Source organism: Streptomyces halobius (genome assembly GCF_023277745.1).
GTDB classification, from domain to species: Bacteria; Actinomycetota; Actinomycetes; order Streptomycetales; family Streptomycetaceae; genus Streptomyces; species Streptomyces halobius.
This window is the reverse complement of record NZ_CP086322.1, coordinates 2,899,114-2,922,503: the sequence shown is the minus strand read 5'-3', so window position 1 is coordinate 2,922,503 and position 23,390 is coordinate 2,899,114. Positions and strand designations below refer to the sequence as shown.

The window sequence follows — 23,390 nt, the reverse complement described above, 5'->3', positions numbered from 1 at the left end:
GGGCGAAATCCCGCGCCGCCCGGAGCGTCCCATTGCGCCGCCCACGGGCGCCGGTCCTGCACCGGCTCACGGGATCTCGCAACAGGCAACGACCTCACCTGTAGCCCGTCACGTCGCTCGTTCGAGAGGGGGCGTGATGTTTGCGAGACTGACGGGGTGAACACCGCCGCTCCCGCTCCGCGGGTCATCGCTGTCGTCGGCCCCACCGCGGCCGGAAAGTCGGACCTGGGCGTCGCCCTCGCCCAGCACCTGGACGGCGAGGTCATCAACGCCGACTCCATGCAGCTCTACCGCGGCATGGACATCGGCACCGCCAAGCTCACCCCCGAGGAGCGGCAGGGCGTCCCGCACCGGCTGCTCGACGTCTGGGACGTGACGCGGGCGGCCAGCGTCGCCGAGTACCAGAAGCTCGCCCGCGCCGAGATCGACCGGCTGCTCGCCGAGGGCCGCACCCCGGTCCTGGTGGGCGGCTCCGGACTGTACGTACGCGGCGCCCTCGACGCCCTCGACTTCCCCGGCACCGATCCGGACGTCCGCGCCCGCCTGGAGGCCGAGCTGGCGGAACACGGCAGCGGCGCCCTGCACGCCCGGCTGGCCGCCGCCGACCCCGAGGCCGGCCGCGCCATCCTGGCCGGCAACGGCCGGCGCATCGTGCGCGCCCTGGAGGTCATCGAGATCACCGGCCGCCCGTTCACCGCGAACCTCCCCGGCCACGAAGCGGTCTACGACACCCTGCAGATCGGGGTGGACGTCGAGCGCCCCGAGCTCGACGAGCGGATCGCGCGGCGGGTCGACCGGATGTGGGAGGCGGGCCTGGTCGACGAGGTGCGCCGGCTGGAGGCCGAAGGGCTGCGCGAGGGCCGTACGGCGTCCCGGGCGCTCGGCTACCAGCAGGTGCTCGCCCAGCTGGCGGGGGGGTGCACCGAGCAGGAGGCGCGTGACGAGACGGTGCGCGCCACCAAGCGCTTCGCGCGCCGTCAGGACTCGTGGTTCCGCCGGGACCCCCGGGTCCACTGGCTCAGCGGCGCCGCCGACCGCCGGGCGGAACTTCCACGGCTCGCGCTGGCGTTGCTCGAACGACCGGTCACAGCCTGATCACGTCATGGCATCGGGACGCTCCGGCCGTCATCCGGGGCCCTGAGGGCGTGTCATCATCGACCTTCGATCGAGGCGTGCAATCTGCAGTGGGGAGGGCGCGTGGCAATGGAGGCCGGCCCTCGCAACAGAGCGCAGCAACCGGACCGGGACACAGCGGACTCCGCTCCCCCGGCCCCGGTGCCCCAGGATGGTCCGGACACCCCGGACGCTCCCGACACCATGTCCTCCGCCCCGCTCGCCGAGCCGGCGGACCTGGACGACACCGACCGCGCCCTGGACGACTCGGACGGCCCCGAGGCGGACCCCGACCGGCCCGCCGAGGGCGGCGAGTCCTTCCGGGAGCTCCGGCCGCCGCGTCGGCTGCGCCTGTGGCAGCTCGCGCCGATCGTCGTGCTCGCCGCCGTCGGTTCGCTGATGTTCGCCTTCCCCCTCGCCTTCGAGTTCGGCGGCGACGGGGGCGCGGTGATCGCGATGCTCGGGCTGCTGTTGTGCTGCTGCGCGGCGGGGTGGGGCATGATGGCCGCCCGCCGCGTCGGGTACACCTGGCCGGGACTGCCGGCGCGCGGTTCCGGGCGGCGCGCGAGCTGGCGGGTGGTGCTGATGTACACCTCGCTGGTGGTGGTGCCGGTCGCCCTCGCGATCTGGCGGGTGGCCCGGCTGCGCTGACGTGCGCGCCCGCGCGCTCCGAGGCCGGACGTCCGCCGCGTCCCCGGCTTCGCGGGTTCCCGGACCGGACCCGTACGATTCAGGGGTGAGCAACCCTCCGCGCATCGCCTTCCTCAAGGGCCACGGCACCGAGAACGACTTCGTGATCGTCCCCGACCCGGACGGGCGGCTCGATCTGCCCGCGGCCGCGGTCGCCCGGATCTGCGACCGGCGGGCCGGTCTCGGCGGCGACGGCGTGCTGCGGGTCGTACGGTCCGCCGCGCACCCCGAGGCACACGCGATGGCCGACGAGACCGAATGGTTCATGGACTACCGCAACGGCGACGGTTCGGTCGCCGAGATGTGCGGCAACGGCGTCCGCGTCTTCGCGCGCTACCTGCTGCACGCCGGGCTGGTCGAGGCGGGCGATCTCGCCATCGCCACCCGTGCCGGCGTACGACGGGTCCATCTCGCCAAGACCGGCGAGGTCACGGTCTCGATGGGACGCGCCGAGCTTCCCGAGGAGAGCGTCGTCGTCACCGTCGGCGGACGCAGCTGGCCCGCCCGCAACGTGAACATGGGCAATCCGCACGCCGTCGCGTTCGTCGAGGATCTGGACCACGCCGGTGAGCTGCGCGCCGTGCCGCCGTTCAGCCCAGCGGGGGTTTATCCGGACGGCGTGAACATCGAGTTCGTCGTGGACCGCGGCCCGCGCCATGTGGCGATGCGGGTGCACGAGCGCGGCTCCGGCGAGACCCGGTCCTGTGGTACTGGTGCCTGCGCGGTCGCGGTCGCCACCGCCCGCAGGGACGGCGCGGACCCGGCCGTGACCGGAACGCCGGTCACGTACACCGTCGATGTGCTCGGCGGCAGCCTGTCGATCACCGAGCAGCCCGACGGAACGGTGGAGATGACCGGGCCGGCCGTGATCGTCGCCGAGGGCACCTTCGATCCCGCGTGGGCGGCGGAGGCGCTCGCCTGACGGTGTCCCCCGTTGTGGGGACGCGCGGGATACGGCTCCGGCCGTGAGATTCGCTCGAATGGGTGATCCGTTTCACGCTGGGCGAGAGGCGGACAGCGCTGCGTGATGGGCTCGATAGCATCAATCACCGGCTCGGACGTCCGACTGAACGGCGTCCACCGCCGGTCGACGCTGCCGGAGGTGCCCATGAGCGCAGAGGCCTCGAACCCTCGTAACCCTGAAGCAGCGGGCCGCAGGCGCGGCCGCCCCCGGCTGGAGCTTCGGGGGCTGCGTCGGATCGGGCGCGCCGCGCTGCTCGGCGCGGCCCCCCGCGACGGCCTCCCGGACGCCCTGGAACATGTCGCCAAGGTGCACCGCCACCACCACCCCGACGCCGACCTGGACATCCTGAGCAAGGCGTACGTCCTGGCGGAGTCCTCGCACCGCGGCCAGATGCGCAAGAGCGGCGAGCCGTACATCACCCACCCGCTCGCGGTCACCCTGATCCTCGCCGAACTGGGCGCGGAGACCACTACGTTGACCGCCTCGCTGCTGCACGACACCGTCGAGGACACGGAAGTGACACTCGATCAGGTGCGGGCGGAGTTCGGCGCGGAGGTCTGTTATCTCGTCGACGGGGTGACCAAGCTGGAGAAGGTCGACTACGGCGCGGCCGCCGAGCCGGAGACCTTCCGCAAGATGCTGGTCGCCACCGGCAACGACGTCCGGGTGATGTCCATCAAGCTCGCCGACCGGCTGCACAACATGCGCACGCTGGGCGTGATGCGCCCCGAGAAGCAGGCCCGGATCGCCAAGGTGACCCGGGACGTGCTGATCCCGCTCGCCGAACGCCTCGGCGTCCAGGCGCTGAAGAGCGAGCTGGAGGACCTGGTCTTCGAGATCCTGCACCCGGAGGAGTACGCCGCCACCCGCCGCCTCGTGCGGGAGCGGGCCGCCCTCGGCCGGCAGCGCCCCGATCCGCTGGCCGCCCTCGCCGACCGGGTGCGCACGATTCTGGACGAGGCCCGGATCGGCGCCGAAGTCCGCGTCGTCCCCCGGCACTTGGTGTCCGTGCACCGCGTCCTGCTGGGGCGCGGCGAGGTGACCGGCGCGGACCTGGGACGGCTGCTGGTCCTCGTCGCGGAGGACGCCGACTGCTATGCGGTCCTGGGGGAGCTGCACACCTGCTTCACCCCGGTCGTCTCCCAGTTCAAGGACTTCATCGCGTCCCCCAAGTTCAACCTCTACCAGTCGCTGCACACCGCGGTCACCGACGAGTCCGGGGAGATCGCCGAGACACTGATCCGGACGCATCAGATGCACCGGGTCGCGGAGGCCGGGGTCATCGCGCTGGGCAATCCCTACGCGCCCGTGGACGGGGGCGACGCGCCCGAGGGGGAGCGGGCCGACCCCACCCGCCCCGGCTGGCTCTCCCGGCTGCTGGAATGGCAGCGGACGACCCCCGATCCGGACACGTTCTGGACCTCCCTGCGGGACGATCTCGCGCAGGACCGGGAGATCACCGTCTTCTGCGCCGACGAGCCGTCGGACGGGCCGGACGGCCGGGCCACGGGGGCCACGGGCGGCGCCATAGGGCTGCCCGCCGGGGCGAGTTGTGTGGACGCCGCGTACGCGCGGCACGGCGAGGCGGCACACTGCTGCATCGGCGCCCGCGTCAACGGCCGCCTCGCGACCCTCTCCACCGTCCTGCACGACGGCGACAGCCTGCATCTGCTGATGTCCCCGGACCCGGCGACCGGCCCCTCCCCGGAGTGGCTCGACCACGCCCGTACGCCGGCCGCCCGGCTCGCCATCTCCCGGCGGCTGTCGGAGCCGGAGGAGGCCGGCGGCCCGCCCGCCGGGCCCCGGGAGGCACCGGCCGCGCCGCCCGCCGACGTGTCCGCGCACCACCCGCCCGAGGCCACCCCGGCGTCCGCCCTCGCCGTGGCGGACCTGCCCGGCGCGGCGGTCCGGCTGGCGGGCTGCTGCACCCCGGTGCCGCCGGACAGCGTCACCGGGTTCGCCGTACGGGGCGGCACGGTCACCGTGCACCGCGCCCTGTGCCCCGTGGTGGCGCGGATGGCGGCGACCGGCCGGCAGCCGGTCGGGGTGCGCTGGCGGGGCACCGGCCGCACCGGGCAGGGCTGCCGGGTGACCCTCCTCGCCGAGGCGTTCAGCCGGCCCCACCTCCTGGCCGATCTCACCGAGGCGATCGCCGCCCAGGGCGCCGCCGTGGTGTCCGCCGCCGTCGAACCCCCGCACGAGCAGCGGGTGCGGCACACCTACACGCTGCAGCTGCCCGACGCCGGCGGGCTGCCGTCCCTGATGCGGGCGATGCGCCAAGTGCCGGGCGTCTTCGACGTGTTGCGGGCGGGCCGGGCCAGACCGGCCGCCGCGCTGCGCCCGTAGCCGGACGCGGACGTAAGCCGGACGTATGATCCGGTGCCCGTTCGGGTGCCGTCGTGCCGTGCCACCCACGGGGGAGGGGGCCGCGCTGATAGCGGTAGCCCATGTCGCTTCCCTTGCGCCGCCCGTCCCGTGAACCCGACGCCGCCCGAGACCGGCTCCACCGCCCACGCCGCCGGACCCCGCCCCGGGCCGCCCGGCGGGCCCTCGCGGCGGGGCTCGCGGCCCTCACCACGCTCGGCGCTGCCGTGCCCGCCTCCCCGGGCCCGCGCGGTATCGGCGACCGTCTCTTCCCCACCCTCGGCAACCCCGGCTATGACGTCCTGTCCTACGACATCGCCCTGGACTACCCGGGCCGCAACGACCGTCCGATGACCGCCGTCACGGAGATCACCGCCCGCGCCACCGCCTCACTCGACCACCTCAACCTCGACTTCGACCGCGGCACCGTCCAGTCCGTCCAGGTCGACGGCCTGCCCGCCGAGCACGCCCGGCACGGCGAGGACCTGGTCGTCACCCCGGTCATCCCGGTCGTCCCCGACCGGGAGCTGCGGATCGTCATCCGGCACACCAGCGACCCGCGCGGCAGGAACGACGGCGGCTGGCTCCGGACCGTCGACGGGCTGGCGATGGCCAACCAGGCCGACGCCGCGCACCGCGTCTTCCCCTGCAACGACCACCCCTCCGACAAGGCGCTCTTCACCTTCCGCATCACCACGCCCCGGAAGCTGACGGCGGTCGCCAGCGGCCTGTCCCGGGGGCACCGCGACCGGGGCACCCGCCGTGTCTGGACGTACCGCACCGCGCACCCCATGGCCACCGAGCTGGCCCAGGTGTCCATCGGGAAGTCCAGCGTGCTCCGGCACCGCGGACCGCACGGGCTGCCGCTGCGGGACGTGGTACCCGCCGCCGACCGCACCCTCCTCGCGCCCTGGCTCGCCAAGACGCCGGATCAGATGGCCTGGCTGGAGCGCCGGCTCGGCCGGTTCCCCTTCGAGACGTACGGGGTGCTGATCGCGGACGCCAAGACCGGCTTCGAGCTGGAGACGCAGACCCTGTCGCTCTTCGAGAAGGGACTGTTCACCTCCCGCCGGCTGCCCGCCTGGTACGTCGAGGCCGTGATGGTCCACGAGATGGCCCATCAGTGGTTCGGCAACAGCGTCAGCCCGCACCGCTGGTCCGACCTCTGGCTGAGCGAGTCGCACGCCACCTGGTACGAGATGCTCTACACGAACGAGAAGGGCGACAGCCGCGGCTCCATGGAGGCACGGCTGCGCCGGGCGTACGAGTACTCGGACCGCTGGCGCGCGGACGGCGGCCCGCCCGCGCGGCCCAAGCCGTCCGACCCCGGCAAGAAGATCAGCATCTTCCGTCCGATCGTCTACGACGGCAGCGCGCTGATCCTGTACGCCCTCCGGGAGAAGATCGGCAAGGACGCCTTCGGCCGCCTCGAACGCGCCTGGGTGGCCCGGCACCGCGACGGTTCCGCCGGCACCCGCGAGTTCATCGCGCTGGCCTCGGAGACCGCCGGCCGGGATCTGTCCGGCTTCCTGCACGGCTGGCTGTACGGCACGAAGACCCCGCCGATGCCGGGACACCCGGACTGGAAGTCCCAGCCACCGTCCGCGGCGCCCGCGCCGCCGCCCCGGGCGCACCCCGGAAAACCCGCGTGACGCCCGGTAACGCGCCGTGCGACCATCGACGGGTCGACACCGGCCGGCACCCGGGAATCTCCGGCGCGGCCCGTACGTTGACACCATCGAAGGCCGCAGCATCCAAGCCGCACCTCATCGACAGTCCCGCCGGGGCCGCCGGGCCCCAGGGGCTTCCCAACGACACAAAGGATCAAATGACCTCCTCTTCTTCCCTTCCGCAGGACCGCCAGCGCCTCCCCGAGAGCCTTCGGGCCAACGCCCTGATGGAAGAGGACGTCGCCTGGAGCCACGAGATCGACGGGGAGCGTGACGGCGACCAGTACGACCGCACGGAGCGGGCGGCGCTGCGCCGTGTGGCGGGCCTGTCCACCGAGCTCGAAGACGTCACCGAGGTCGAGTACCGGCAGCTCCGTCTGGAGCGGGTGGTGCTCGTCGGCGTATGGACCACGGGCACGGCGCTCGACGCGGAGAACTCCCTCGCCGAACTGGCCGCGCTGGCGGAGACCGCCGGGGCGGTCGTCCTCGACGGCGTCATCCAGCGTCGCGACAAGCCGGACCCGGCCACGTACATCGGCTCGGGCAAGGCGCTGGAGCTGCGCGACATCGTGCTCGAATCCGGGGCGGACACCGTGGTGTGCGACGGTGAGCTCTCCCCGGGCCAGCTGATCCACCTGGAGGACGTCGTCAAGGTCAAGGTGGTCGACCGGACCGCCCTGATCCTCGACATCTTCGCCCAGCACGCCAAGTCCCGGGAGGGCAAGGCGCAGGTCTCCCTGGCGCAGATGCAGTACATGCTGCCCAGGCTCCGTGGCTGGGGTCAGTCGCTGTCCCGGCAGATGGGTGGCGGTGGCTCCGGTTCCGCGGGCGGCGGTATGGCCACCCGTGGCCCCGGTGAGACCAAGATCGAGACGGACCGGCGGCGGATTCGCGAGAAGATGGCGAAGATGCGCCGGGAGATCGCGGAGATGAAGACCGGCCGGGACATCAAGCGCCAGGAACGCCGGCGCAACAAGGTCCCCTCGGTCGCGATCGTCGGCTACACCAACGCCGGCAAGTCCTCCCTGCTCAACCGCCTCACCGGCGCCGGCGTCCTGGTGGAGAACGCCCTGTTCGCCACCCTGGACCCGACCGTCCGGCGGGCCGAGACGCCCAGCGGGCGGCTCTACACCCTCGCCGACACCGTCGGCTTCGTCCGGCACCTCCCGCACCACCTCGTCGAGGCGTTCCGCTCCACGATGGAGGAGGTCGGCGACTCCGATCTCATCCTGCATGTGGTCGACGGCTCCCATCCGGTGCCGGAGGAGCAGCTGGCCGCGGTGCGTGAGGTGATCCGCGAGGTGGGCGCGACGGACGTGCCCGAGATCGTGGTGGTCAACAAGGCCGACGCCGCCGATCCGCTGGTGATGCAGCGCCTGCTCCGGCGGGAGAAGCACACCCTCGCGGTCTCGGCCCGCACCGGTCAGGGCATGACCGAGCTGCTCGCCCTGCTCGACGCGGAACTGCCGCGCCCCGAGGTCGAGATCGAGGCGCTGGTGCCCTACACCCAGGGCGCCCTGGTCTCGCGGGCGCACGCCGAGGGCGAGGTCATCTCCGAGGAGCACACCGCGGACGGCACGGTCCTCAAGGCGCTGGTGCACGAAGAGCTGGCCGCCGAGTTCCAGCCCTTCGTACCGGCGGCATAGCCGGCCGCGGCAGCGGCGTACGACGAAGGCCCGCCCCGGGGAGCCGTCCCCGGGGCGGGCCTTCGTCACGACCACCGCAACCGTCAATCGGGCAACCCCCACGGCGAGCAATCAGGTCCGCGAGAGCGATGGGGGGTCCCCCGCGCCCTATGCGTGGGGAGGTTTAGCCGCAAAAAGGGGGCATTACCGCTTGTTCGCCCACTTCTTGCTCATGTTGTCGAACATCGTCTTGGCCTCGGCACCCAGGTGCGGGCCGGCCGCCCAGCGGGCCGGGCGCGGCCCCATCGACATGTTGGAGACCAGGACCGGCTTGCCGTCCTGGCCCTTGATGAACCAGGGGCCACCGGAGGAACCACCGGTCATGGTGCAGCCGATCCGGTACATGGTCGGCATCTTCGCGTTCGTCGTCAGACGGGTCGGCTTGTCGGTGCACTGGTTCTGCACGGCGCCGTCGAACGGCGCCTCGGCCGGGTAGCCCTGAGCGGTCAGGCTCGGGATCTTCTTCATCGCGGGAGCGTTGAACTCGACCTCGTACGCGCCGCCGGCGACCTCTTCGAGCGACTTACCGCCGTTGGCCGACTCCGGCTTCACATGCATCAGCGCGTAGTCGTACGGAGCCATCGGCACACCCGGAACGGCGCCGCCGTCCTTGATCCACTGGTCGGACGTGGCCATGTCGTCCGCCCACCACTTGCCCGCCGGGACGCGGTCCTCGAACGGCGTGGTCCTCATCTTGTCGGCGGGCTGGCCGGTCCGGTTGAAGTTCGGCACGAACATCACGTTCCGGTACCAGCCGCCCTCCTTGCCGGCATGCACACAGTGCGCCGCGGTCCACACGAGGTTGGACTTGCCGGGGTGCGCCGGGTCCTTGACGACGGTGGCGGAACAGCGGGACTCGCCCTTGGGGGTGACGAACGCCAGCAGACCGACGCCGGGAGCGGTGGAGTCGTACGGCGTCCTGACGGGCTGGGCCTGGACGGCCGCCGGCTCGGGGTCGGTCTTGCCCTGGTCCTGGGAGATGTCCTCAGGCTTGCTGGGGTCCTTCGGCGGCTTGATCTTGTCGATCTTGTCCGGATTCCAGAAGTCCTTGATGATCGGGTTGATGAACTCCCCGGCCTCGCGCAGCCACTTGTCCTTGTCCCAGTTCTTCCACTCGCCGTTCTTCCACTTGTCCAGGTCGACGCCGTGTTCCTTCAGCTTGTCCTGGATCTCCTGGGGGATCTGGATCTCACCCCCGCCCGTGGTGCCGGCCGCCTCCGTGGCCTTGTCGTCCGGTGTGCCGTTCTCCGGCCCGCACGCGGTGGCGGTGAGCGCCAGCACCGCGGTGAGGGCGGCCGCGGCCAGGACTGGCCGACGTATGGATCGCATGGGTGAGCTCCCCCTGGTGAAATCGATCTGGGTCTGTGCGACTTGGGTGGTTTTGCGCCGTTCCGATTCTTGTCATGAACCTCAAGATCGGAGCGCAGGACCCCACTATGCCGGTGACGATGGGGACGGCGGTACTCGGGTCCCCGGTTCCGGCATCAGCACCGATCTCGTCGCCGACCGTGATCCTCCGACCACCGCGTCGTTGGTACGTACGGGGGACAGCCGGGCCACCGCAGCGGCCGGCCCGGCGATCCGCAGCACACCAGCAGGAGGACACAACTGCCGTGGCGTTGACCGATACCGTGCCGGCGGCCGCGCCGCCCGCCCACGAGGGGATCCTGCGGCGGCAGTCCCTGCGTGAGTCCGCCGCCCGTACGTACGCGCGCTCACTGCCCATCGTCCCGGTGCGCGCCCGCGGGCTGACCATCGAGGGCGCCGACGGCCGGCGCTATCTCGACTGCCTTTCCGGGGCGGGCACGCTGGCCCTCGGGCACAACCATCCCGTGGTGCTCGAAGCGATCCGTACCGTCCTGGACTCCGGCGCGCCGCTGCACATCCTCGACCTCGCGACGCCGGTCAAGGACGCCTTCACCACCGAGCTCTTCGCCACACTGCCCGGCAAGTTGGCGGAAAAGGCACGCATCCAGTTCTGCGGACCGGCCGGCACGGACGCCGTCGAGGCCGCGTTCACACTCGTCCGCATGGCGACCGGACAAGACGGTCTGCTGGCCTTCTCCGGCGCGTACCACGGCATGACGGCGGATGCGCTCGCCGCCTCCGGGGGAGCCCGGCACAACGGCGTGACCCGGCTGCCCTACCCGTACGACTACCGCTGCCCGTTCGGGACCGGCGGCGGGCGCGGCGCCGAACTCGCCGCCCGCTGGACGGAGAACCTGCTCGACGACGAGAAGAGCGGGGTGCCGCGGCCGGCAGGAATGATCGTCGAACCGGTCCAGGGGGAGGGCGGGGTGATCCCCGCGCCGGACGGCTGGCTGCGCCGGATGCGGGAGATCACCACCGGCCGGCGGATCCCGCTGATCGTGGACGAGGTGCAGACCGGCGTGGGGCGCACCGGCACCTTCTGGGCGGTCGAGCACAGCGGGATCGTGCCCGATGTGCTGGTGCTGTCGAAGGCGATCGGCGGCAGCCTGCCGCTCGCGGTGATCGTCTACCGGGAGGAGCTGGACACCTGGCAGCCCGGCGCCCACGCCGGCACCTTCCGTGGCAACCAGCTTGCCATGGCCGCGGGCCGGGCCACTCTCGCCTACGTCCGTGAGAACGGGCTGGCCCGGCGCGCCGGGGAGCTCGGCGCCCGGATGCTGGCCCGGCTCAGCGGCCTCGCCGCCTCCTACGACTGCATCGGCGACGTCCGCGGCCGCGGGCTGATGCTCGGCCTCGAACTCGTCGACCGGGAGGCCGCCACCGACGCCACCGGCGCGCACCCCCCTGCCCCCGCCCTCGCCGCCGCCGTCCAACGCGCCTGCCTGGACCGGGGACTGATCGTCGAACTCGGCGGCCGGCACGCCGCCGTCGTCCGCCTGCTGCCACCCCTGACCATCACCGACGAACAGGCGGACGCGGTCCTCGACCGCCTCGCCGACGCCATCGCCGCGGCGATCCGCACCACCCCCCGGCCGACGGGCGCCGCCCCCACGACCATGCGAGGCACCACCCCATGAACGAACGCCCCGGCTCCGACGGGACCCAGGCCGCCGAACGGCTCCCCGCGGGGACGATCGAGTCGGCCGTACCGCGCCAGCAACGGCGCACCCCGGACGTGCGCCATGAACCGTCCACGGCAGGCAAGTCCCCGGCCGTGCCCGTCGCCTGCGACCGCGCCCACACGGCCGACGCCGACCCCCTGGACCACCCGGATCCGGCGTCCGCCGCCGACGCCGCGGGGATCGAGAATCTGCTCCGCTGCTGGGTCCGGGAGAGCGGCGCCCACCGCCCGGCCGGCGGCCGGCTGCGTATCCCGCTGTACGCCAGCGCCACCGCCCTGCACATCCCCGTCCGCTACTGGTCGCCCACGGGCTGGCACCGGTTCGGCACCCCCACCCTGGAGGGGACCCCGGCCGGCACCGCCCCCCTGGATGCCGTCACCCTGGCCGCGCTGCTGCGCCGGGAGGCCGCGCACGAACACCGGGCATCGGAGGGCGAGATCCGCCCGGCGCCGGGCGCCGACGGCGCCGAACTGGTCGGCCGGGTCGCCGACTCCGTCCGCAACACCACCCTGTTCATCACCGACCGGCGCGCCCACCCCGGCGGCAACCAGGGCGGCCTCTTCCTCGAAGCCGAACAGTCCCTCCTCCTCGGCCACCCCCTGCACCCCACACCCAAGAGCCGCGAGGGCCTCACCGACGCCGAGACCCGCGTCTATTCCCCCGAACTGCGCGGCGCCTTCCCGCTCCACTGGATGGCTGTGCACCGCTCCGCCCTCGCCGCCGACTCCGCCTGGACCGAACGCGGCAAGCCCGTGGCCGCCGAGCAACTCGCCGCCGACCTCGCCGACGGGACCCGCCAACTCCCCGACGCCACCGTCCCGTTGCCCCTGCACCCCTGGCAGGCCCGCGAACTCGCCGACCGCCCGGACATCGCCGCGCTCCGGGACGCCGGCCTGCTGCACGATCTCGGCCCCCGCGGCCCCCTCTGGCACCCCACCTCCTCCGTCCGCACCGTCTACCGGCCCGGCGCCGAGGCCATGCTCAAGCTCTCCCTCGGACTGCGCATCACCAACTCCCGCCGGGAGAACCTCCGTAAGGAACTGGAGCGGGGCGTCGAGGTCCACCGGCTGCTGCGCACCGGCCTCGCCAAGCAGTGGCAGGCGGCCTTTCCGGGGACACCGGGCTTCGACATCGTCCGCGACCCGGCCTATCTCGCCGTCGACGGCGCCGACGGTACACCCGTCCAGGGACTCGACGTCGTCATCCGCCACAACCCCTTCGGCCCCACCGACGACGCCGTCTGCATCGCCGGACTCACCTCGCCGCGGCCCTGGCCCGGCCACCCGGGGATGCGCTCCCGGCTCGCCCGTGTCGTCGCCGCGCTCAGCGCCCGTACGGGCCGCGCGGTCGGTGCCGTCGCCACCGAGTGGTTCCTGCGCTACCTCGAAGCGGTCGTACGGCCCGTCCTGTGGCTCGACGGCACCGCCGGCGTCGCCCTGGAGGCCCATCAGCAGAACACCCTCGTGCTGCTGGACCTGGACGGCTGGCCGGCCGGCGGCCGCTACCGCGACAACCAGGGCTACTACTTCCGCGAGTCCCGGCGCACGGAGCTGGCGGGGCGGCTGCCCGGCATCGGCGCCACCAGCGACACCTTCGTCGCCGACGACGTCACCGACGAGCGGCTCGCGTACTACCTCGGCATCAACAACGTCCTGGGTCTCATCGGGGCCTTCGGCGCGCAGCGGCTGGTCCGCGAGGAGATCCTCCTCGCCGCCTTCCGGCGCTTCCTCGCCGACGCCGCCAAGGCCCCCGAAGCCCATCGTTCGAACCTGCCGGAGCAGCTGCTGACCGCCCGCACGCTGCGCTGCAAGGCCAATCTCGCGACCCGGCTGCACGGCCTCGACGAACTCGTCGGCCCGGTCGACACCCAGTCCGTTTACGTCACCGTGGCCAACCCCCTGGCCGCCTGAGCCTCCTACGTGCCGGGGCGGGCTTGCTCCCGTCCCGACCGCCGCCCCTCCGCACCGCCCCCGACCCCAGCCGGCCCCGACCCGGCCGCCGCGCGCCCACGAGGCCACGCGTCATGCGGCCACGAGAGGAGAGCGTCGCCGTGCCACCCACCGACTCCGACCTCGGCTTCCGCTCCGATGACACCCTCGAACGGCAACTCCCGCGGGAATCAAGCGCGGTGCGGACCGAGGGCCGGGAGGCGGCGTCCGTCGACACCTGCGCCGACCCGCCGCTCGGCGATCCGGCGGGCTGGGCGCCGGCCGACACCCCTGCCGGGCCGTTCGCGCTCGTCCCCGTCCGGCTGGACCGCGATCTGGCCCTGATCTCCCGCTGGATGAACGATCCGGAGGTCGCGGCCTTCTGGGAGCTGGCGGGGCCGCGCGACGTCACCGCCGCCCATCTGCGCGCCCAGCTCGACGGCGACGGGCGCAGCGTGCCCTGCCTCGGTGTGCTGGCCGGCGTCCCCATGGGCTACTGGGAGATCTACCGCGCCGATCTGGACCCGGTATCCCGCTGCTACCGGGCGCGGCCCCAGGACACCGGGGTGCACCTCCTGATCGGCGACGCCGGCGACCGCGGGCGCGGCCTCGGTACGACGCTGCTGCGTGCCACCGCCGATCTGGTGCTGGACCACCGTCCCGGCTGCGACCGCGTCATCGCCGAGCCCGATCTGCGGAACACCCCGTCCGTCGCGGCGTTCCTGAGCGCGGGATTCCGTTACGCCGACGAGATCCAGCTGCCGGACAAACCCGCGGCCCTGATGATCCGCGAACGCGCGCACCGCCACCTGCTCTGACCACGGGACCGTCCGACGACGGCCCCACCGGCGTTCCCGGACGCTGTTGTGCGCTCAGCGGCCCTCTGGTTCCCTCCCCCCTGGCCCCCGCCCCGACCCCACCCCTCCGCCTCCGCCCGCTCCGCCACCCCACCCATCCGCCCCGCCGTCCCGGTTGTCCCCCCATGTGCCGGGCGCCCGTCCCGCTTCGAGGAGTCCCGCCTTGTCTCCAGCGCCCCAGCCCCCGCACAGCGCCTGGCAGCACGCCGCGCGCCGACTGTTCGCCAAGACCCTGGCGGAGTTCGCGTACGAGGAAATCCTCACCCCCGAGCCCGATGGCACCGCCCCGGACGGCACCCCGCGCTACCGGCTGCCCGTCGGCGACACCCTCGTCTACCGCTTCCACGCCCGCCGCGGCGCCTACGGACACTGGCGCGTCGACCCCGACTCCATCACCCCCGACAGCGACCCCCTGCGCTTCCTCACGCACGCCCACGACACCGTGCTGGACCTGTCCGGCGACACCACCGGCCACCTCATCCGCGAGCTGACCGCCACCCTCGCCGCCGACACCCGTCTCGACGCCGCCGCCGTCAGCGCGGCCGAGCTCGCCGACCTGGACTACGCCGACCTCGAAGGCCACCAGACCGGCCACCCCTGGCTCGTCGCGAACAAGGGCCGGCTCGGCTTCTCCGCCACCGACGCGGCGCACTGGGCCCCGGAAGCCCGTACACCCCGGCGGCTGCCCTGGCTCGCCGCACACCACTGTCTCGCCCACTACCGGGGCATCCCCGGCCTGGCCACCCCCGATCGTCTCTACGGCGAGGAACTCACCCCCGCCACCCGCGCCGCCTTCGACCGCGCCATCTCCGACGAGGGCCGCGACCCCGCCGACTACCTCTACCTCCCCGTGCACCCCTGGCAGTGGGACGAGACCATCGCCCCGCTCTTCGCGCCGCAGCTCGCCGACAGATCCATCATCGCGCTGCCCACTGACAACGACCTCAGACTCCCGCAGCAGTCGATCCGTACCTTCCTCAACATCAGCCGGCCCGAGGCCCGTACGGTCAAACTGCCGCTGTCCATCCTCAACACCCTCGTCTGGCGCGGTCTGCCCACCGAGCGGACCCTCGCCGCTCCCGCGGTCACCCGCTGGGTGCACGGCGTTCGCGACGACGACACCTTTCTGCGCGACGAAACCCGGGTGATCCTGCTCGGCGAGACCGCCTCCGTCACCGTCGAGCACCCCGTCTACGACCGGCTTCCGGGCGTCCCGTACCAGTTCAAGGAACTTCTCGGCTGCATCTGGCGGGAGCCGGTCACCCGCCATCTCGACGCCGGTGAACGTGCCCGCACCCTGGCCGCACTGCTGCAGACCGACCCCGGCGGCCGCGCCCTGACCGCCGAGCTGGTGCACCGCTCCGGACTCGCCCCCCAGGTCTGGCTCCGCCGCCTCTTCGCCGCCCTGCTGCCCCCGCTGCTGCACTTCCTCTACCAGTACGGCACGGTCTTCTCCCCGCACGGCGAGAACGCCATCGTCGTCTTCGACGAGCACGACATCCCCACCCGCCTCGCGGTCAAGGACTTCGTCGACGACGTCAACACCACCTCGCAGCCGCTCCCGGAGCACGACTCCATGCCGGACGACGTCCGGGCGGTGCTGCTGACCGAACCGCCCGCGTTTCTCACCCAGTTCATCCACTCCGGCCTGTTCGTCGGCGTCTTCCGCTATCTCGCGCCGCTGTGCGAGGACCAACTCGCCGTTCCCGAGGCCGAGTTCTGGTCACTCGTACGGGCGGAGATCCTCCGGAACCACGAGCGCTTCCCGGGCCTCAAGGAACGCCACGAGACCTTCGACCTGCTCACCCCGCACATCGAGCGGCTGTGCCTGAACCGCAACCGTCTGCACGTCGACGGCTACCGGGACCGCCGCGACCGCCCGCACGCGGCGGTGCACGGCACCGTGCCCAATCCCCTGCACGCTCGGTGATCCGGCCCGGCTGTCAGTGGTCCCGCGTAGGCTGGCAGCGCTATGACAAAGCCCTCTCTCCCCGATCTGCTCCATGCCGCCGTCACCGCCGTCGGCGGCACCGAGCGCCCCGGCCAGGTGGCGATGGCCGAGGCCGTCGCCGAAGCCGTGGACGACCAGTCCCATCTGCTGGTGCAGGCCGGCACCGGCACCGGAAAGTCCCTCGGCTATCTGGTGCCCGCGCTGGCCCACGGCGAGAGAGTGGTGGTCGCCACGGCCACGCTCGCGCTGCAGCGCCAGCTCGTCGAGCGCGATCTGCCGCGCACGGTCGACGCGCTGCACCCGCTGCTGCGCCGCCGCCCCGAGTTCGCCATGCTCAAGGGCCGCTCCAATTACCTCTGCCTGCACCGCCTGCACGAAGGCGTCCCGCAGGAAGAGGAGGACGGCCTCTTCGACCCGTTCGAGCAGGCGACACCCACCAGCAAGCTCGGCAAGGACCTGCTGCGGCTGCGCGACTGGGCGGACGAGACGGAGACCGGCGACCGCGACGCGCTCACCCCCGGGGTCTCCGACCGCGCCTGGGGGCAGGTCTCGGTGTCCTCCCGGGAGTGCCTGGGCGCCTCGAAGTGTGCCTACGGCGCGGAGTGCTTCGCCGAGGCCGCCAGGGAGCGCGCCAAGCTCGCCGATGTCGTCGTCACCAACCACGCCCTGCTCGCGATCGACGCCATCGAGGGCGCACCGGTCGTCCCGCAGCACGAGGTCCTGATCATCGACGAGGCCCATGAGCTGGTCTCCCGGGTCACCGGCGTCGCCACGGGCGAGCTCACTCCGGGCCAGGTCAACCGCGCCGTCCGCCGGGCCGCCAAGCTCGTCGACGAAAAGGCCGCCGACCAGCTCCAGACCGCCGCCGAGTCCTTTGAACGCCTCATGGAGCTGGCGCTCCCGGGCCGCCTCGAAGAGATCCCCGAGGATCTCGGCTACTGCCTGATGGCGCTGCGCGACGCGGCCCGTACGGTGATCTCCGCCCTCGGCTCGACCCGCGACAAGTCCGTCCAGGACGAGGACGCCGTCCGCAAGCAGGCCCTCGCCTCGGTGGAGAACGTCCATGCCGTCGCCGAGCGCATCGCCAACGGTTCCGAGTTCGACGTGGTCTGGTACGAGCGCCACGACCGCTTCGGAGCGTCCCTCCGGGTCGCGCCTCTCTCGGTCTCCGGCCTCCTCCGCGAAAAGCTCTTCGAAGACCGCTCCGTCGTCCTGACCTCCGCCACCCTCAAGATCGGCGGCGACTTCAACGGCGTCGGCGCTTCCCTGGGCCTGGCCCCGGAGGGCACCGAAGACGAGGACAGCCCGCCCTGGAAGGGGCTGGACGTCGGCTCCCCTTTCGACTACTCGAAGCAGGGCATCCTCTACGTCGCCAAGCACCTCGCCCAGCCCGGCCGCGAAGGCACCCGTACGGACATGCTCGACGAGCTCGCCGAGCTGATCGAGGCCGCCGGCGGCCGCACGCTCGGTCTCTTCTCCTCCATGCGCGCCGCCCAGGCCGCCGCCGAGGCGCTGCGCGGCCGCCTCGACCTGCCGATCCTCCTGCAGGGCGAGGAGACGCTCGGCGAGCTGATCCGGGCCTTCGCCTCGGACGCCGGTACCTGCCTCTTCGGGACTCTCTCCCTCTGGCAGGGCGTCGACGTTCCGGGCGCGAACTGCCAGCTGGTGGTGATGGACCGGGTGCCGTTCCCGCGCCCCGACGACCCGCTGATGAGCGCCCGCCAGAAGGCCGTGGAGGAGGCCGGCGGCAATGGCTTCATGGCGGTGGCCGCGACGCACGCCGCCCTGCTGATGGCTCAGGGAGCGGGCCGCCTGGTCCGTGCCACCGGCGACCGGGGCGTGGTGGCGGTCCTGGATCCCCGCGTCGAACGCGCCCGCTATGGCTCTTTCCTCCGCAAGACGATGCCCGACTTCTGGTACACCACCGACCGCAACCAGGTCCGCCGCTCGTTGGCGGCCATCGACGCGGCAGCAAAGAAGGCAGAGGAATAACGCATCACCTCGACCCCGTCTCGTACCGCAACCATCGATTGAGCACCTCCCACCGCCCGCAACCACCTCCGCGAAAGCGGCGCCGGTTCAGGCGCAAAAAGGTGCCGCGAAAGGGGCGAGCCCCGGAACCGGCGCAGTGGTTCCGGAGCTCGGTCGTGAGGGCTGGATCAGACCCGGCGCAGTACCGCGACCACCTTGCCGAGGATGGTCGCCTCGTCGCCGGGGATCGGCTGGTACGAGGCGTTGTGCGGCAGCAGCCACACATGGCCGTCCTCGCGCTTGAAGCGCTTGACGGTGGCCTCGCCGTCGAGCATCGCGGCGACGATGTCGCCGTTCTCGGCGACCGGCTGGCGGCGGACGGTGACCCAGTCGCCGTCGCAGATCGCGGCCTCGATCATGGAGTCACCGACGACCTTCAGTACGAACAGTTCGCCGTCGCCGACGAGCTGGCGGGGGAGCGGGAAGACGTCCTCCACGGATTCCTCGGCGAGGATCGGGCCACCGGCGGCGATCCGGCCGACCAACGGGACGTAGGACGCGGCGGGCTTGCCGGCGGTTTCGGTGGTCACGCTGCTGGTCTGATCCGAGCCGCGGACCTCGTAGGCCCGGGGGCGGTGCGGATCGCGCCGCAGGAAGCCCTTGCGCTCCAGCGCCATGAGCTGGTGGGCGACGGACGAGGTGCTGGACAGCCCGACGGCCTGGCCGATCTCCCGCATCGACGGCGGGTAGCCACGCCGCTGCACCGAATCCCGGATCACTTCGATCACCCTGCGCTGGCGGTCGGTGAGCCCCGAGCTGTCGGCGCGGATCCCTGGCGGACGGCCCGGCAGCGAGCGTGCGGGCTTCTGCTCTTCGGAGTCCAACGTGGCGTCGTCCAGCGGCGTGCTCCGCGCCGTTTGAGGATGCTCGAATCGGCTCTGGGAGTGGCTTTGTGCGGTGATGGTCGCGCTGTCTGCGGTGGTGGTCACGTCGGCCCCTCTCGAAATGTTCTCCCTAGTTAGCCAACGGTAGTTGCTTTCGAAAGGTTGCGCCAAACACACGTTCGAGTGAAAAATTCACTGATTGGCTGACCTGATCAAGTGGCTGGGTGTATGGCGAATTCGCATTCGAGGCGCGCGATACGCTCTCGCCGAGTTTTCCCGTTGGGGTATCGGTCAGGTCGTTTGGACCACCGGCCGGGTCGTCGGCCGCGGCATCGGTGGAAACCGGTTGTGACGGCCGCCCACCGCAGGGTGCCCGATTCTGTCACCCGGCCCCTGTGCCCCGCCGCCCGGGTGGCGGGGCGTACTCTCTTGGGCGACCTCCCGGCCCGCCTCCGCCGCGACACGCGGTAGGCGGATGTAAGCGGCCCGACACCATATCTAGTGCTTAGATGCGTTCGGCTGCCTACAAGTTGTGGTGCCGGGTCCTTCAAGGCCCCAGGGATCGCCTATGCTTGTGGCTGCTCCGAGGGGCCCGTGCGGACCCTCCGGAGGTCATTGTCGTACGCCGGGAACGGTGGCGTACGTACGTCCGTATAGCGAGGGTGAGGAGGAGGGTGGAGCCATGCACTGCCCCTTCTGCAGGCACCCCGACAGCCGGGTCGTCGACAGCCGTACGACCGACGACGGGACGGCGATCCGCCGGCGCCGCCAGTGCCCCGACTGCGCCCGCCGTTTCACGACCATCGAGACGGCGTCGCTGATGGTGATCAAGCGGAGCGGGGTCACCGAGCCCTTCAGCCGCAACAAGGTCATCGCGGGAGTGCGCAAGGCGTGTCAGGGCCGCCCGGTCACCGAGGACGCCCTCGCCAAGCTCGGCCAGCGGGTCGAAGAGGCGGTGCGCGCCACCGGCAGCGCCGAGCTGTCCACCCATGACGTCGGGCTCGCCATACTGGGCCCGCTGCAGGAACTCGACCTCGTCGCGTACCTGCGCTTCGCGTCCGTGTACCGGGCCTTCGATTCGCTCGACGACTTCGAGGCGGCCATCGCCGAGCTGCGGGAGCAGCGCGAGCAGGGGGCGCCCGCGCAAGGCTGCGGCACCGAGGGGGAAGCGGGCGGGCCCGCCGCCCCCGTTCCCGTGCCCGCCACCGCCGCCGACTGAGTTCGGCGCGCATCCAGAACAGGACCTGTGCCGCGGCGAGAGCAGGGCGCCGCGGTATCTGAAAGACAAACACCGTGCCACGGAATGCGTGCGCACATATGGGCGTTTGCCCGTATACAGGGAGGCGGAATGACAGAGACGACGAGCGGCCCGGCACGAGGCTCCCGCGCCAAGGGCAGCAAGGCGAGCAAGGGGCTGCGCATCGAGCGCATCCACACCACACCCGGCGTGCACCCGTACGACGAGGTGGAGTGGGCGTCTCGTGACGTCGTCATGACCAACTGGCGCGACGGCTCGGTCAATTTCGAGCAGCGTGGCGTCGAGTTCCCCGACTTCTGGTCGGTGAACGCGGTCAACATCGTCACGAGCAAGTACTTCCGCGGCGCGGTGGGCTCGCCGGCCCGGGAGTCGAGCCTCAAGCAGCTCATCGACCGTGTGGTCAAGACGTACCGCAAGGCCGGTGAGGACAACGGCTACTTCGCCTCTCCCGCGGACGCCGAGATCTTCGAGCACGAGCTGGCGTACGCGCTGCTGCACCAGATCTTCAGCTTCAACTCCCCGGTCTGGTTCAACGTCGGCACCACGCAGCCGCAGCAGGTCAGCGCCTGCTTCATCCTCTCCGTGGACGACTCCATGGAGTCGATCCTGGACTGGTACAAGGAAGAGGGGATGATCTTCAAGGGCGGCTCCGGCGCCGGCCTGAACCTCTCCCGTATCCGCTCCTCCAAGGAGCTGCTCTCCTCCGGCGGCAACGCCTCCGGCCCGGTCTCCTTCATGCGTGGCGCCGACGCCTCCGCAGGAACGATCAAGTCGGGTGGCGCCACCCGCCGCGCGGCCAAGATGGTCGTCCTGGACGTCGACCACCCGGATGTCGAGGCGTTCATCGACACCAAGGTGAAGGAGGAGGAGAAGATCCGCGCGCTGCGCGACGCGGGCTTCGACATGGACCTGGGCGGCGACGACATCACGTCCGTCCAGTACCAGAACGCCAACAACTCGGTCCGGGTGAACGACGAGTTCATGAAGGCCGTCGAGGCCGGCTCGAAGTTCGGGCTGCGGGCCCGCCAGACCGGCGATGTCATCGAGGAGGTCGACGCCAAGGGCCTCTTCCGCAAGATGGCGGAGGCGGCGTGGGCGTGTGCCGACCCGGGCGTCCAGTACGACGACACCATCAACCACTGGCACACCTCGCCGGAGTCGGGCCGGATCACCGCGTCCAACCCCTGCAGCGAGTACATGCACCTGGACAACTCCTCGTGCAACCTCGCCTCGCTCAACCTGCTCAAGTTCCTGCGCGACGACGACCAAGGCAACCAGTCCTTCGACGCCGAGCGCTTCGCCAAGGTCGTCGAGCTGGTCATCACCGCGATGGACATCTCCATCTGCTTCGCCGACTTCCCCACCCAGAAGATCGGCGATACCACCCGCGCCTACCGCCAGCTGGGCATCGGCTACGCCAACCTCGGCGCCCTGCTGATGGCCACCGGTCACGCCTACGACTCCGACGGCGGCCGCGCGCTGGCCGGTGCCATCACCTCCCTGATGACCGGCACCTCCTACAAGCGCTCCGCCGAGCTGGCCGCGGTCGTCGGCCCGTACGACGGTTACGCCCGTAACGCGGACGCCCACAAGCGCGTCATGAAGCAGCACTCCGACGCCAACGGCAGCGCCAAGCGCATGGACGACCTGGACACCCCCGTCTGGGCCGCGGCCACCGAGGCATGGCAGGACGTGCTCCGCCTCGGCGAGAAGAACGGATTCCGCAACGCGCAGGCGTCGGTGCTCGCGCCGACCGGCACCATCGGCCTGATGATGGACTGCGACACCACGGGCGTCGAGCCGGACCTGGCCCTGGTCAAGTTCAAGAAGCTCGTCGGCGGCGGCTCCATGCAGATCGTGAACAACACGGTCCCCAAGGCGCTCAAGCGGCTCGGCTACCAGCCCGAGCAGATCGAGGCGATCGTCGACCACATCGCCGAGCACGGCAATGTCGTCGACGCCCCCGGCCTCAAGCCGGCCCACTACGAGGTCTTCGACTGCGCCATGGGCGAGCGCTCCATCTCCCCGATGGGACACGTCCGCATGATGGCCGCGGCGCAGCCCTTCCTCTCCGGCGCGATCTCCAAGACGGTCAACGTCCCGGAGTCGGCGACCGTCGAGGAGATCGAGGACGTCTACTTCCAGGGCTGGAAGCTCGGCCTGAAGGCGCTGGCGATCTACCGCGACAACTGCAAGGTCGGACAGCCCCTCTCCGCCAAGAAGAAGGACGCCTCCGACACGAATGCCGAGGCCGAGGCGCCGGTCGAGAAGGTCGTCGAGTACCGCCCGGTGCGCAAGCGCCTCCCCAAGGGCCGTCCCGGCATCACCACCTCCTTCACGGTGGGCGGCGCCGAGGGCTACATGACCGCCAACTCCTACCCGGACGACGGCCTGGGTGAGGTCTTCCTGAAGATGTCCAAGCAGGGCTCGACCCTCGCGGGCATGATGGACGCCTTCTCCATCGCGGTGTCGGTGGGCCTCCAGTACGGCGTGCCGCTGGAGACCTACGTCTCGAAGTTCACCAACATGCGCTTCGAGCCGGCCGGTATGACGGACGACCCGGACGTGCGGATGGCCCAGTCGATCGTCGACTACATCTTCCGCCGGCTGGCGCTGGACTTCCTGCCCTTCGAGACCCGCTCCGCGCTCGGCATCCACTCCGTCGAGGAGCGCCAGCGCCACCTGGAGACCGGTTCGTACGAGCCGGCCGAGGAAGAGGTCGACGTGGAGGGGCTGGCCCAGTCCGCGCCGCGCCAGGCGGCGGCGCAGTCCGCTTCGGAGGCCGAGACGACCGAGGAGCACGCGGTCCCGGCCCCGAAGCAGGCACACACCAGCGCCGAACTGGTCGAGATGCAGCTGGGCATCAACGCCGACGCACCACTCTGCTTCTCCTGCGGCACGAAGATGCAGCGGGCCGGCAGCTGCTACCTGTGCGAGGGCTGCGGGTCGACCAGCGGTTGCAGCTGAACAAGTGATCCGCACCCGTGGATGAGCGCCGCTGA

15 protein-coding genes are annotated in these 23,390 nt (G+C 71.7%); 13 read left to right on the top strand and 2 right to left on the bottom strand.

Going from position 1 to position 23,390, the window contains the following annotated elements:
• Positions 1-156: 156 nt before the first annotated feature.
• The 6 genes from miaA to hflX all read left to right on the top strand — a co-directional run bounded on the left by miaA (position 157) and on the right by hflX (position 8,447).
• Entirely contained in the window at positions 157-1,095 is a 939-nt protein-coding gene (miaA, locus tag K9S39_RS13390; RefSeq protein WP_248863567.1) for a tRNA (adenosine(37)-N6)-dimethylallyltransferase MiaA, read from the top strand.
• A gap of 108 nt (positions 1,096-1,203) precedes the next feature.
• The gene (locus K9S39_RS13385) at positions 1,204-1,764 is read left to right on the top strand and encodes a hypothetical protein (protein WP_248868723.1); all 561 of its coding nucleotides are present in this window, start codon (positions 1,204-1,206) and stop codon (positions 1,762-1,764) included.
• A gap of 85 nt (positions 1,765-1,849) precedes the next feature.
• Entirely contained in the window at positions 1,850-2,725 is an 876-nt protein-coding gene (dapF, locus tag K9S39_RS13380; RefSeq protein WP_248863566.1) for a diaminopimelate epimerase, read from the top strand.
• Positions 2,726-2,911: 186 nt separating this feature from the next.
• Positions 2,912-5,113, top strand: a complete 2,202-nt coding sequence (locus K9S39_RS13375; protein ID WP_248863565.1) for a RelA/SpoT family protein — start codon at positions 2,912-2,914, stop codon at positions 5,111-5,113.
• A gap of 101 nt (positions 5,114-5,214) precedes the next feature.
• A complete protein-coding gene (locus tag K9S39_RS13370) occupies positions 5,215-6,783 on the top strand; it encodes a M1 family metallopeptidase (RefSeq protein ID WP_248863564.1) in 1,569 nt (522 codons plus the stop codon).
• 176 nt (positions 6,784-6,959) lie between these two features.
• Positions 6,960-8,447 (top strand): GTPase HflX, encoded by a 1,488-nt coding sequence (gene hflX, locus K9S39_RS13365; RefSeq protein ID WP_248863563.1) that lies wholly within the window; start codon positions 6,960-6,962, stop codon positions 8,445-8,447.
• 183 nt (positions 8,448-8,630) lie between these two features.
• On the opposite strand, the gene K9S39_RS13360 is transcribed toward hflX, so the two are convergent.
• On the bottom strand, positions 8,631-9,815 hold the full coding sequence (locus tag K9S39_RS13360) for a trypsin-like serine peptidase (RefSeq protein ID WP_248863562.1): 1,185 nt from the start codon (positions 9,813-9,815) through the stop codon (positions 8,631-8,633).
• Between the two features lie 284 nt (positions 9,816-10,099).
• Between K9S39_RS13360 and K9S39_RS13355 the strand changes: the two genes are divergently transcribed.
• The 5 genes from K9S39_RS13355 to K9S39_RS13335 all read left to right on the top strand — a co-directional run bounded on the left by K9S39_RS13355 (position 10,100) and on the right by K9S39_RS13335 (position 18,267).
• Positions 10,100-11,494: a diaminobutyrate--2-oxoglutarate transaminase family protein gene (locus K9S39_RS13355; protein ID WP_248863561.1), complete on the top strand. Its 1,395-nt coding sequence runs from the start codon at positions 10,100-10,102 to the stop codon at positions 11,492-11,494.
• Positions 11,491-13,449, top strand: a complete 1,959-nt coding sequence (locus K9S39_RS13350) for an IucA/IucC family protein (RefSeq protein WP_248863560.1) — start codon at positions 11,491-11,493, stop codon at positions 13,447-13,449. Before K9S39_RS13355 ends, K9S39_RS13350 begins: the two co-directional genes overlap by 4 nt.
• 140 nt (positions 13,450-13,589) lie before the next feature.
• Entirely contained in the window at positions 13,590-14,285 is a 696-nt protein-coding gene (locus K9S39_RS13345; RefSeq protein ID WP_406707922.1) for a GNAT family N-acetyltransferase, read from the top strand.
• Positions 14,286-14,487: 202 nt separating this feature from the next.
• Positions 14,488-16,254, top strand: coding sequence for an IucA/IucC family protein (locus tag K9S39_RS13340; protein WP_248863558.1), 1,767 nt, complete (start codon positions 14,488-14,490; stop codon positions 16,252-16,254).
• A gap of 42 nt (positions 16,255-16,296) precedes the next feature.
• Positions 16,297-18,267: an ATP-dependent DNA helicase gene (locus tag K9S39_RS13335; protein WP_248863557.1), complete on the top strand. Its 1,971-nt coding sequence runs from the start codon at positions 16,297-16,299 to the stop codon at positions 18,265-18,267.
• Positions 18,268-18,434: 167 nt separating this feature from the next.
• Here the strand turns inward: K9S39_RS13335 and lexA are convergent, their stop codons facing one another.
• Positions 18,435-19,235: a transcriptional repressor LexA gene (gene lexA, locus K9S39_RS13330; protein ID WP_248863556.1), complete on the bottom strand. Its 801-nt coding sequence runs from the start codon at positions 19,233-19,235 to the stop codon at positions 18,435-18,437.
• Positions 19,236-19,812: 577 nt separating this feature from the next.
• Between lexA and nrdR the strand changes: the two genes are divergently transcribed.
• A complete protein-coding gene (nrdR, locus tag K9S39_RS13325; RefSeq protein ID WP_248863555.1) occupies positions 19,813-20,349 on the top strand; it encodes a transcriptional regulator NrdR in 537 nt (178 codons plus the stop codon).
• Positions 20,350-20,478: 129 nt separating this feature from the next.
• Positions 20,479-23,355, top strand: coding sequence for a vitamin B12-dependent ribonucleotide reductase (locus tag K9S39_RS13320; RefSeq protein ID WP_248863554.1), 2,877 nt, complete (start codon positions 20,479-20,481; stop codon positions 23,353-23,355).
• Positions 23,356-23,390 lie beyond the last annotated feature (35 nt).